This is a genomic window from Streptomyces sp. NPDC001231, assembly GCF_042896885.1.
In the GTDB taxonomy this organism is placed as follows: domain Bacteria; phylum Actinomycetota; class Actinomycetes; order Streptomycetales; family Streptomycetaceae; genus Streptomyces.
In genome coordinates, this window is sequence record NZ_JBIAXS010000016.1 from 23,193 (window position 1) to 36,006 (window position 12,814).

Annotated in this window: 2 protein-coding genes (1 of these 2 running past the window's edge); both read right to left on the bottom strand. The window is 72.3% G+C overall.

All coding sequences use genetic code 11. From position 1 onward, the window contains the following. Positions 1–11,721, bottom strand: coding sequence for an amino acid adenylation domain-containing protein (locus ACFY3J_RS20450; protein ID WP_390841418.1), 11,721 nt, complete (start codon positions 11,719–11,721; stop codon positions 1–3). Then, positions 11,715–12,814, bottom strand: partial view of an amino acid adenylation domain-containing protein gene (locus tag ACFY3J_RS20455; protein ID WP_390841420.1) — the 3' end only. The gene runs 13,072 nt beyond the window's last position; only the last 1,100 of its 14,172 coding nucleotides appear in the window; its start codon lies off the right edge, out of view; the stop codon is at positions 11,715–11,717. Before ACFY3J_RS20455 ends, ACFY3J_RS20450 begins: the two co-directional genes overlap by 7 nt.

A 12,814-nucleotide genomic window follows, 5' to 3' on the forward strand; every position in this document is an offset into this window, starting at 1 on the left:
CTACTTGCTTTCCCCGAGCTTTTCGGCGAGTACGCGGCCGATTTCAGCGGCCGGTTCCGCCTGCATCATATGTGCGTGGGTACAACGCACTACCCTGTATTCAATTTTTCCAGTGACGAACGGCCGCCAGCGTTCGGCCCGTTCCGCGAGTTCCGCGGCGGGCACCGTCTCGTCCGGCTCGGCGACGAGGACCAGCACGTCGCTGTCGAGCGGCTGCGGCTCGAAACCGCCGATCAGGGTGCGGCTGTTCGCGAACACATTGGCCAGCGCGGCGATCGCGGACTCGTCGAGGTTGGCGAACACACTCTGACGCTCCCTCAGCACCTCGGCCACCATCGCGTACTCGAGCGGTTCGTCGCCCAGGCTGTCCATGTCGTGGCCGACGAAGTCCAGCATGATCCGCAGTGCGTCCTGCTGGTCGGGCAGGCGCTCCGGCTCCGGCTCACCGCGGTCGATGGGGTACTGGTCGAGGTTGGCGAGCAGCCCGACCTCCTCGCCCGCGGCCCGCAGCTGGGTGGCCATGGCGTGGACCACCAGACTGCCCAGCGACCAGCCGAGCAGGTGGTAGGGGCCGTTCGGCTGGACGCCGCGCACCTGGGCGACGTAGTCCGCCGCCATCTCCTCGATGCTGCACGGCAGGGTCGCCGACGGATCGGCGAGCCCCCTGGCCTGGATGCCGTAGAGCGGGCGGTCCGCACCGATGTGCTTCATCAGGCCCGAGTAGACCCAGCTCAGGCCACCCGCCGGGTGCACGCAGAACAGGGGTGCCCTGTCGCCCGTGGTGCGCAGCGGCAGCAGCACGTCCAGGGTGTCCCCTTCGGTGTCACCCGCGAGCCGGCCGGCCAGCTCCGCGACACTGGGCGCCTCGAAGATGGTGCGGATGCTCAGCCGCACGCCGAACGTGGCGCGGACCTTGGTGACCAGCTGCATCGACATGATGCTGTCGCCGCCGACCTCGAAGAAGCTGTCGTGCACGCCGACCGTCTCCAGCCCGAGCACCTCGGCGAACAGGCCGCACAGGATCTCCTCCTGCGGCGTGCGCGGCCCCGTCCAGTGCGTGGGGCTGAAGTCGGGCGCGGGCAGGGCCTTGCGGTCGAGCTTGCCGTGTGGGGTGAGCGGAAGTGCGTCGAGCGCGACGAACGCGGCGGGCATCATGTGGTCCGGCAGCCGCGCGGCAAGCGCGTCACGCAGCTGGGGCACCTCGACGGTCGCACCGTCCGCCGGTACCACGTAGGCGACCAGGCTCTTCGCGCCCTCCTCGTTCTCTCGGACGACGACGACCGCCCGGCCCACGGTCTCGTGCCGGCCGAGTACGGTCTCGATCTCGCCGAGTTCGATGCGGAAGCCGCGGATCTTGACTTGTTCGTCGGCGCGTCCGATGAACTCCAGGGTGCCGTCGGGGGTCCAGCGGGCGATGTCGCCGGTGCGGTACATCCGAGATCCGGGTGGGCCGTAGGGGTTGGCGAGGAAGCGTTCGGTGGTGAGTGCGGGGCGGTTGAGGTAGCCGCGTGCGAGTCCGTCTCCGGTGACGTAGAGCTCGCCGGCGACGCCGACGGGGACGGGGCGGAGCCAGGCGTCGAGGACGTAGGCCCGGGTGTTGATGACGGGGGTGCCGATGGGCACCGGGTCGCCGGCGGTGAGGGGGGTGCTGATGGTGGCGGCGACGGTGGCTTCGGTGGGGCCGTAGGCGTTGACCATGCGGCGGCCGGGTGCCCAGCGGGTGACGAGTTCGGGTGGGCAGGCGTCGCCGCCGACGATCAGGTTGTGGAAGTGGGTGAGTTCGGTGGCTGCTTCGGTGGGGAGGCTGGCGAGTGCGGCCGGGGGGATGAGGGCGTGGGTGACGTGGTGGTCGCGCAGGACTTCGGCCAGGGTTTCGCCGACGAGGGGGCCGGGGGGCGGGACGACGAGGGCGGCGCCTGCAGTGATGGCCATGCAGAGTTCGAGTACGGAGGCGTCGAAGCTGGGTGAGGAGAACTGCAGTACGCGCGAGTCCGCCTCGACGGTGAAGCGTTCGACGCAGGAGGTGGCGAAGGCGGCGAGGCCTCGGTGGGAGACGACTACGCCCTTGGGGCGTCCGGTTGATCCTGAGGTGTAGATGACGTACGCGGGATGGTCCGGTCGCAGGGTGGCGGTTCGGTCCTTGTCGGTCACCGGGGAGCCGTCGGTCCGCTCAGGGTCGGTGTCGACGGTCAGCCAGTGTGACGTGCCGCCCACGCCCGCGAGTCGCTCGGCGGTTTCCTCGGCGGAGAGCACCAGCGCGGGTGCCGCGTCGCCGAGGATGTACTCGATGCGTTCGACCGGGTAGTCGGGGTCGACGGGCAGGTAGGCGCCGCCGGCCTTGAGCACCGCGAGCTGGGCCACGGTCATCTCGACCGAGCGGGGCAGTACCAGCGCCACCAGGCGCTCCGGTCCGACTCCCGCGCCGATCAGGACGCGGGCGAGCCGGTTGGCGCGTTCGTCGGTCTCCCCGTACGACAGGGACTCCTCGCCGCACACCACTGCCACCGCGTCCGGGTCCCGTTCCACGGACGCGCCGAACAACTGCGGGAAAGGCACCGGCGACACATCACCACGCGCCGTGTCGTTCCACTCCACCAGCACCCGATGCCGTTCCTCGGAGGACAGCAGCTCGGCGTCGCCGACGGCCCGGTCCGGGTCGGCCGCGAACTGACGGATCAACCCGACCAGCCAGTCCATCCAGCGCACCATCTCGGCGCGCTCGAACAGCTCGCTCCGGTACTCGAACTTCAGCAGCAGTTCCCTGGTCGGAACGGCGATCAGCGAGATCGGATAGTGGTTCGCGTCCCGCGCCTCCAGGCCGGTGATCCGCTGGCCCTCGGTGGGCTTGCCGAGCGTGCCGGTGTCCATCGGGTAGTTCTCGGTGACGGTGAGGGTGTCGAAGAGCTGGTCGACACCCTGGGCACGCAGGATGTCGGGCAGGCCGAGGTACTGGTGGCCCATCAGCTCGGTCTGCCGGCTCTGAAGATGGCCCAGCAGTTCCGCCCACGACTCGCCGCGCCGCACCCGGACGCGTACCGGCAGGGTGTTGATGAACAGGCCGACCATGTTCTCGACACCCGCGATCTCCGGCGGTCGGCCGGAGACCGTGCCGCCGAAGACGACGTCGTCGCGCCCGGTCAGCCGTCCCAGCAGGACACCCCAGGCCGCCTGGACCACGGTGTTGAGCGTGACGCCGCAGCGCCGGGCCGCCGCGTTCAGCGCGGTGGTCAGCTCCTCGGGCACGCGGAACAGCAGCTCGTCCGGCACGGTCGCCCGGCGGCCGGAGTCCTCCGGCGCGATCAGCGTCGGTTCGCTGACGCCTTCGAGTACCCGCTGCCACGCGGCGAGCGCGGTCGCGCGGTCCTGCCGGCCCAGCCAGGACAGGTACTCCCGGTAGGGGGTGGGCGCGGGCAGGTCACCGCCCGCGTACAGCACGAACAGATCGCGCATCACCAGCGGCGCGGACCAGCCGTCCAGCAGGATGTGGTGCGTGGTGAGGACGAACCGGCAGCGGTTCTCGCCCAGTTGGACGAGAGTGAACCGGAACAGCGGCGGCCGTTCCACCTCGAACCGGTCCACCCGGTCGGCGGCCATGAGCGCGGCCAGTTCGGCGTCCCGCTCCTCGGGCGCCAGCCCGCTGAGGTCCACCTCCCGCCACGGCAGTTCCACGCCGCGCCGTACCACCTGCACGGGACGGTCCAGGCCCTGCTGCCGGAACGCGGCCCGCAGGTTGGCGTGCCGGTGCAGCAACCCGACCGCGGCCTCCCGGAGCCGGGGGGCGTCCAGGCCGCCCTCGACGTCCACGGCGATCTGGATGTTGTAGACGTCGGGGGAGTTCTCGTCGAACTGGGCGTGGAAGAGCAGGCCCTCCTGCAACGGGGTGAGGGGCAGGACGTCTTCGAGCTGCTCCGGGTCGGCCGCCTCCACCATGTCGATCTGGGCCTGGGTCAGCGGAACCAACGGAAGGTCGGAGGGGCTGTGGCCCCCCGCCGACGGGCGCGCCACGTGGGCGACCAGAGCGCCGAGCGCCTCGAACCAGGTCTCGGCGAGCTCGCGCACCTCCTCCTCGGTGAACAGCGCGTCCGCCCAGGACCAGACGGCGATCAGCCGCGGGCCGTCCGCGCGGTCCTGGGTCTGCGCGTTCAGGTCGATGCTGTGGCTCAGCGGTACGTCGGCGTCACCGCCGCCGCCGAGCCCGCCGGACTCCGGGGCCGGGCTCCACTCCTCCGGCGCGGACTGCGTCTCCCCCTCGGCGATGGCGAACCGGCCCAGGTAGTTGAAGCCGATCTGCGGCTTGGGCAGGCCCGCGAGCATCGTGCTGGTCTGCGGGTTGAGGTAGCGCAGCAGGCCGTACCCGATGCCGTTCTCCGGCAGCCTGCGCAGCTGCTCCTTGACCTCCTTCAGGGCCCGGCCGGCCGAGGGGCCCCCGGCGCAGAACTCGCTCCAGTCCAGCGGGCCCGGGTCGACCCGGACCGGGAAGAGGCTGGTCAGCCAGCCGACGGTGCGGTGGAGGTCGACACCGTCGACGATCTCCTCGCGACCGTGGCCCTCGAGGTCGATCAGCACGCCCGTGTGGTCGCCCCTGCCGTGCGCCTGCCGCCACCGTGCCACCGCCGCGCCGAACGCCGTGAGCAGGACGTCGTTGACCCGGGCGTGGAACGCGGCCGGCACGGTGGTCAGCAGCGCCGCTGTCAGGTCGGTGGGCAGGACCAGCGACATCGTGCGCGCGGTCGCGGTGATGTCCCGTCGCGGGTCGAGCGGTTGGGGGGTCAGCAGCGGGTCGGACGCGCCGAGCACGTCCAGCCAGGTCTCCAGCTCCCCGACCCGCTCGGCGTCCTGCGCGGCCTCGGTCAGCCGCTGGGCCCAGGTGCGCAGCGAGGTGCCCACCGGCGCCAGTTCCGGTGTCCGGCCGGCCGCCACCTCGGCCCAGGCCTGGGCCAGATCGGGCAGCAGGATCCGCCAGGAGACACCGTCCACGACCAGGTGGTGCACGACCAGCAGCAGCCGGCCGGGGGCGGAGGGCCCCGCGTCGAACCACACCGCCTGCGCCATCGCGCCGGTCTCCGGGTCGAGCCGGTCCCAGGCCGCCTGGACGTGCTCACCGATACGGGTGTTGGTCTCCTCCCGGCCCAACCCGGCGACGTCGACCCGGCGGACGCAGTCGGCGGCGCGCAGCTCACCGCGGGGCGGTATGTCCAGGTTCCAGATCAAGCCGCCAGTGCGGCGCAGCCGCATCCGCAGGGCGTCGTGGTGGTCGAGCACCGTCTGGAGTGCGGCTTCCAGGCGGCTGAGGCCGAGGTCGGCCGGGACGACCACCATCATGGTCTGGTTGAAGCGCCGGATCGGGCCGCCGCGCTCCCGCATCCAGTGGATGATCGGGAGCAGCGGCACGGAGCCGACGCCGTCGGTGTCCCCGCGGCTGCCGGAGGACGTTCCGACACCGCCGGCGGCAGCCGCGAGACGGGCGACGGTCTTGTGCTCGAACACGTCCCGCGCGGTGAACTCGATGCCGGCCGCGCGCGCTCGGCTGACCAGCTTGATGGAGACGATGCTGTCGCCGCCGAGGTCGAAGAAGCTGTCGTGCACGCCGACCGTCTCCAGCCCGAGCACCTCGGCGAACAGGCCGCACAGGATCTCCTCCTGCGGCGTGCGCGGCCCCGTCCAGTCCGTGGGGCTGAAGTCGGGCGCGGGCAGGGCCTTGCGGTCCAGCTTGCCGTGAGGGGTGAGCGGAAGTGCGTCGAGCACGACGAACGCGGCGGGCATCATGTGGTCGGGCAGGGTGGCGCTCACGAGTTCCCGCAGCCGTGCGGTGTCGATCGCGGAGCCGACGGCGGGCACGAGGTAGGCGACGAGCTGCTTGCGGTGCTCTCCGTCCTCTCGCGCGTTCACCACCGCCTGGGCTACGGCGAGGTCCTCGGCGAGTACGGTCTCGATCTCGCCGAGTTCGATGCGGAAGCCGCGGATCTTGACTTGTTCGTCGGCGCGTCCGACGAACTCCAGGGTGCCGTCGGGGGTCCACCGTACGATGTCGCCGGTGCGGTACATCCGCGATCCGGGCGGGCCGAAGGGGTCGGCCGCGAACCGTTCGGCGCTCAGTGCGGGGCGGTTGAGGTAGCCGCGTGCCAGCCCGTCGCCGGTCACGTACAACTCACCGGCGACGCCGACCGGGACGGGGCGGAGCCAGGCGTCGAGGACGTAGGCCCGGGTGTTGATCACCGGGGAGCCGATCGGTACAGCCCCGCCGGGGGTCAGGGGCGTGCTCATCGAGACAGCCACGGTGGCTTCGGTGGGGCCGTAGGCGTTGACCATGCGGCGGCCGGGTGCCCAGCGGGCGACGAGTTCGGGTGGGCAGGCGTCGCCGCCGACGATCAGGTTGTGGAAGTGACTGAGTTCGGCGGCTGCTTCGGTGGGGAGGCTGGCGAGTGCGGCCGGGGGGATGAGGGCGTGGGTGACGTGGTGGTCGCGCAGGACTTCGGCCAGGGTTTCGCCGACGAGGGGGCCGGGGGGCGGGACGACGAGGGCGGCGCCTGCGGTGATGGCCATGCAGAGTTCGAGTACGGAGGCGTCGAAGCTGGGTGAGGAGAACTGCAGTACGCGCGAGTCCGCCTCGACGGTGAAGCGTTCGACGCAGGAGGTGGCGAAGGCGGCGAGGCCTCGGTGGGAGACGACTACGCCCTTGGGGCGTCCGGTTGATCCTGAGGTGTAGATGACGTACGCGGGATGGTCCGGTCGCAGGGTGGCGGTTCGGTCCTTGTCGGTCACCGGGGAGCCGTCGGTCCGCTCAGGGTCGGTGTCGACGGTCAGCCAGTGTGACGTGCCGCCCACGCCCGCGAGTCGCTCGGCGGTTTCCTCGGCGGAGAGCACCAGCGCGGGTGCCGCGTCGCCGAGGATGTACTCGATGCGTTCGACCGGGTAGTCGGGGTCGACGGGCAGGTAGGCGCCGCCTGCCTTGAGTACGGCGAGCTGGGCCACGACCATGTCCACCGAGCGGGGCAGGACGAGTGCCACCAGGCGCTCGGGTCCGGCCCCGGCGTCGATCAGGAGGCGGGCGAGCCGGTTGGCCCGTTCGTCCGTCTCCCGGTACGACAGTGACTCCTCGCCGTGCACCAGCGCCACGGCGTCCGGGTCCCGTTCCACGGACGCGGCGAGCAGCTGTGGGAACGTCACCGGCACCACGTCACCGCGCGCCGTGTCGTTCCACTCCACCAGCACCCGCCGCCGCTCGGGCGCCGAGAGCACGTCGACGGCCCGCACCGGGAGTTCCGGGTCGGCGGCCACGGCTTCCAGGAAGCGCACCAGTCGCTCGCCCATCTCCTCGACGGTCGAGCGGTCGAACAGGTCGAGGCGGAACTCCACGAGGCCGCTGATCCCCTGGAGTTCGCCCTCGCGGTCGATGCTCTCGTTGAAGCTGAGGGAGAGATCGAACTGGGTGGACCTGACCGGAACTTGACGTACGGTGCAGTCCAGGCCGGTGAGGCCCATGCTGCTCTCCGGAGTGTTCTGCAGCGCCAGCGAGACCTGGAAGAGCGGGTGGCGGGCCAGCGAACGCTCCGGGTTGAGCACCTCGACCAGCCGCTCGAACGGCACGTCCTGGTGGGCGTAGGCCGCGAGGTCGGCCTCACGCACCCGGCCCAGCAGCTCGGTGAAGGTCGGGTCGCCGGACAGGTCGGTGCGCAGCACCAGCGTGTTGATGAAGAAGCCGACGACCCGCTCCAGCGCGTCGTCCGTACGGCCCGCGATCGGGCTGCCCAGCACCACGTCGGACGTCGAGCCGAGCACCGACAGCAGCGAGGCGAGGCCCGCCTGGAGCACCATGAACAGTGTGGTGCCGGTCCGCCGGGCCAGCGCGGCCAGATCACGGTGCAGCTCGGCCGGCAGGTGCACCAGCACCGAGTCGGCCCGGTAGTCGGCCTCGGCCGGCCGCGGCCGGTCGGTGGGCAGGCGCAGTTCGTCCGGAAGGTCGGCCAACGTCTCCTTCCAGAAGGCGAGTTGCCGGTGGATCAGGCTGTCCTGGTCGTCCTCGGAGCCCAGGATCCCGTAGTTCCACATGGTGTAGTCGGCGTACTGCACCGGCAGCGGCTGCCAGTCGGGCGTCTCGCCGGCGGCCCGTGAGGTGTAGGCGCGTGCCAGGTCGGCGGAGAACGGGTCGAGCGACCAGCCGTCGCCGGCGATGTGGTGCAGCACGGTCAGCAGGACGTGCGACTCGGGGCCGGTCTCGAACAGCGTGACCCGCAGCGGGGTTTCGACGGCCAGGTCGAAGCTCTGCGCGGACGCCGCCGCGATGGCCGTGTCCAGGTCTTCCGCCGTGGTACGCACCAGAGCCGGCTCGCAGCCCCGGTCCGGGGAGAGGATCTCCTGGCGCGGCTCGCCGTCCCGGTCCGGGAAGACGGTGCGCAGGCTCTCGTGCCGGGCGACCACGTCCCGTACGGCGGCGCGCAGCGCGTCGACGTCCAGCGGCCCCCTGATCTGCACCGCGAGGACGATGTTGTGGGCGGTGCTGGTCCGCTCGAAGCGGTTCATGAACCACAGCCGGCGCTGCGCGTAGGACAGGGGGATCTCCGCCGGCCGTTCCCACGGCCGCAGGGTGGCCCGGGCGCCGGCCGCGCCGCCGATGCGGCCGACCAGTTCCGCGACGGTGGGCGCCTCCCACAGCTCCCGCAGCGGCAGTTCGACCTCGAAGACCGATCTGATCCGGCTGACCACACGGGTCGCGTGCAGCGAGTGGCCGCCCAGTTCGAAGAAGTTGTCGTGGACACCGACCGACGTCAGGTTGAGCATCTCCGCGAACAGCCCGCACAGGATCTCCTCCTGGGGGGTGCGTGGGCCCTGGCGGGTGACCAGTGCGGCGAAGTCGGGGGCAGGCAGCGCCTTGCGGTCCACCTTGCCGTTGGGGGTCAGCGGGAGTGCGTCCAGCGGGACGAAGGCGGCAGGCAGCATGTAGTCGGGAAGCCGGGCCGCTGCGTGGGCGCGCAGCGCGTCCACGGCCGGAACCGTCCGGCCGGAGACCGGCACCAGGTAGGCGACGAGGCGGTTCTCGCCCGACTCGTCGGCCCGGGCGACCACGGTGGCCCGGGAGACGTCCTCGTGCTCGGTCAGCGCCGCCTCGATCTCGCCGGGTTCGACCCGGAAGCCGCGGATCTTCACCTGGTCGTCCACCCGGCCGACGAACTCCAGCTGGCCGTCGTCCGCCCAGCGCGCCACGTCGCCGGTGCGGTACATGCGGGAGCCCGGCGCGCCGAACGGGTCGGCCGTGAACCGCTCCGCGGTCAGGCCGGCCCGGCCCGCGTAGCCGCGGGCCACGCCGTCGCCCGCCAGGTACAGGTCGCCCGCGACACCGACCGGGGTGGGGGAGAGCGCGGAATCCAGCACGTAGACCCGGGTGTTGGCGATGGGCCGGCCGATCGCCGGAAGGCCCGGCCGGTCGCCCAGCCGGGCCGAGGTGGACCAGACCGTGGTCTCGGTCGGGCCGTAGACGTTGGTGACCTCGGCGGCCAGCTCGCACAGCCGGGTGGCGAGGGCCGCCGGTACCGGTTCGCCGCCGACCAGGACCCGCAGTCCGGCCAGGGCCTTCGGCCGCTCCGAGACCAGGGCCTGCCACAGCGTGGGGGTCGCCTGCATGATCGTGGCGCCGGTGCCGGTGATCAGCCGGCCGAGTGCCGGTGGGTCCAGCACCTGGTCGCGGGAGGCGATGACCACGGTGGCGCCCGCGCTGAGCGGCACGAACAGCTCCAGCGCGGCGATGTCGAACGCGACGGTGGTCACCGCGACCAGCCGGTCGGCGGCCTTGATCCCCGTGCGGCCGCGCATGTCGGCGACCAGGTTGGCGATGTTGGCGCGGGAGACCACGACGCCCTTGGGACGGCCGGTGGAGCCGGAGGTGTAGATCGCGTAGGCCGGGTTGGCCGGATGGACCGGCGAGGCCAGGTCGGCATCGGTCAGAGGTGCGCCGGGCAGTTGGGCCAGGGCTTCGGCGGCGGTCCCGTCCAGCACGACGCGCCGCACCCCGGGGGCCTCGGGCAGGCCGGTCACCGAGGAGTCGGTCAGCAGCGCGCAGGGGCGTGCGTCGTCGAGGATGTAACCGATCCGGTCGGCCGGGTACTCCGGGTCCAATGGGACGTAGGCACCGCCCGCCTTGAGGACCGCGAGCAGCGCCGTCAGGAGCGCCGTCCCGCGCGGCAGGGCCACGGCGACCCACGACTCCGGTCCGACGCCCGCGCCCGCGAGATGGCGGGCGAGGCGGTTGGCGCGCTCGTCGAGCTCCCGGTAGGACACCTCGCCGTCCGCGTCGATCACGGCGACGGCGTCTGGGGTGAGTGCCGCGTTCCGCTGGAAGGCGTCGACCAGGGACTCGGCGTCCACGGGCAGCGCGGTGTCGTTCCACTCCGTCAGCAGCCGTTGGCGCTCGGCCGGGGGCAGGGCCTGGACCCGGCCGACGGGTGCCTCGGGGTCGGCGTGGATCAGGGTGAGGATGCCGACCAGCGCGTCCAGGATGCCCTGCGCGCGCTCCCGGTCGAACAGGTCCGGGCGGTAGCCGAGCCGGATCCGCATGCGCCGGCCGGGCGCCGGGAACAGGCTCAGCGGGTAGTGGGTCGCGTCCTGGCCGACCGCGCCGGTGACCCGCAGGCCCTCGGCGAGTTCGCCGAGGCCGTCGGCCTCCACCGGATAGTTCTCGAACACGACCAGGGTGTCGAACAGTTCGCCGGTCGCCCCGGACTGCGCCTGGGCGTCGGCGAGCGTGAGGTGGTGGTGGTCGAGCAGGTCGACCTGTCGGCGCTGCTGCCGTTCCAGCAGCCGCGCCCAGGACTCGGCCGGCCGTGCGGAGACCCGCACCGGCAGGGTGTTGATGAACGAGCCGACCATGTTCTCCACACCGGGGACCGCCGAGGGCCGGCCCGAGACGGTGCCGCCGAACACGACGTCGTCGCGTCCGGTCAGCCGGCCCAGCAGAACGCCCCAGGCCGCCTGCACCACGGTGTTCAGCGTGACGCCGCAGCGCCTGGCAGTCTCGGCCAGCCCGCTGCTCAGCTTCTCCGGCAGCGTGACCAGCAGGTCCTGCGGCACCACCGCGCCGCGGTCGGCGTCCGGCGCGACCAGGGTGGGTTCGCGGACGTCGCCCAGCGCGTCGCGCCAGGCGGCGAGGGCGGCCCGCCGGTCCTGCCGTCCCAGCCAGGACAGGTAGTCGCGGTAGGGCGTCACCGGCGGCAGCTCGCCGCCGGAGTAGAGCGCGAACAGCTCGCGCATCAGCAGCGGACCGGACCAGCCGTCGAGCAGGATGTGGTGGTTGGTCATCAGGAACCGGCAGCGGCCCTCGCCCAGCCGGATCAGGGTGAAGCGCAGCAGCGGCGCACGTCTCAGGTCGAATCTGCGCACCCGGTCGGCGGCCATCAGCTCGGCGAGCCGGTCCTCCCGCCGGTCGGCCGGACCGTCGGTGAGGTCGACCTCGGACCAGGGCAGCTCGACGCCGCGGTACACCACCTGCACCGGGTCACCGTTCTTGCGGCGGCGGAAGCCGACCCGGAGGTTGGCGTGCCGGCGCAGCAGCCAGGCCGCCGCGTCACGGAGCCGGTCGGTGTCCAGTGCCCCGTCCAGGTCCACCGCGATCTGCACCGTGTAGACGTCGAGAGCCGTCTCGTCGTCCTGCGCGTACTGGGAGTGGAACAGCAGCCCTTCCTGCAGGGGCGACAAGGGCAGGAGATCCTCGATGCGCGACTGGTTCACCATGACAACCCCTCGTCGTCCAGTTCGTTCTCGAACTCGTCCAGTTCCTGCTGGTCCACCGGGACCAAGGTGGGCGTGCCCGACCGGGCGGGTGCCGCCGTGAGGGCGCGGGCGCGGTCGGCCATGGACGTCAGTGCCCGGAACCAGGACTCGGCCAGGTCCCGCACGTCCGCCTCGTCGAACATCCCGTCGGGCCACGCCCACGCGGCGACCAGCCGCGGGCCGTCCGGACGGTCCTCGGTCTGCGCGTTGAGGTCCAGGCTGTGCGCCATGGGCATGGCGGCGTCGCCGCCGCCGGTCAGCCCGGCCATGCCGGGCGGCGGGCTCCAGTCCTGGGCGGGGGCGTCACCACCGCCGGCGGCGAACCGGCCGAGATAGTTGAACCCGAGCTGCGGCGTGCGCAGGGCGGCCAGTTGCGGCCCCGTGCGCTCGTTGAGGTAGCGCAGCAGGCCGTAGCCGATGCCGCCGTCCGGCAGTTCGGCGAGTTGGGCGCGCACCCTGGCGAGCACGGTGTCCACCGCCTCGCCGCCGCCCCAGAAGTCGTTCCAGTCCACCTGCCCGGGGTTGAGGCGCACCGGGAAGGAACTGGTGAACCAGCCGACGGTCCGGCCCAGATCGGCGCCTTCGACCACCGGCTCGCGGCCGTGGCCCTCCAACTCGACCAGCACCGCGTTGCCCCGGGTCGGTCGGCGCCGGGCCCGCCAGGAGGCGACGGCCACCGTGTAGGCGGCCAGGAGTACGTCCTTGATCCCGGCGTCGAAGGCGGCCGGCACGCTCGTCAGCAGCGGCTCGGTCACGTCCGCGGGCAGCGTGAGGCGCAGGCTCCCCGCCGTGCCGAACACGTCCCGCTCCCGGTCCAGCGGCCGGGCACCCAGTTGCGGGTCGGGGCCGCTCAGAGCGGCGCGCCACAGCGGCAGTTCCTCGATCCGGCGCCCGCTTCCGGCCTCCTCCGCCAGCCGTCCGGCCCAGGTGCGCAGCGAGATGGGCACCACCTCGAGGCGCGGTTCCTCACCGGCCGCCACCTGGGACCAGGCGGTGGCCAGGTCCGGCAGCAGGATCCGCCAGGACACGCCGTCCACCACCAGGTGGTGCACGG

Bases quoted from the DNA above. Each gene is read 5' to 3' on its own strand.
- ACFY3J_RS20450 (WP_390841418.1), bottom strand. From the start codon at position 11,721: ATGGTGAACCAGTCGCGCATCGAGGATCTCCTGCCCTTGTCGCCCCTG.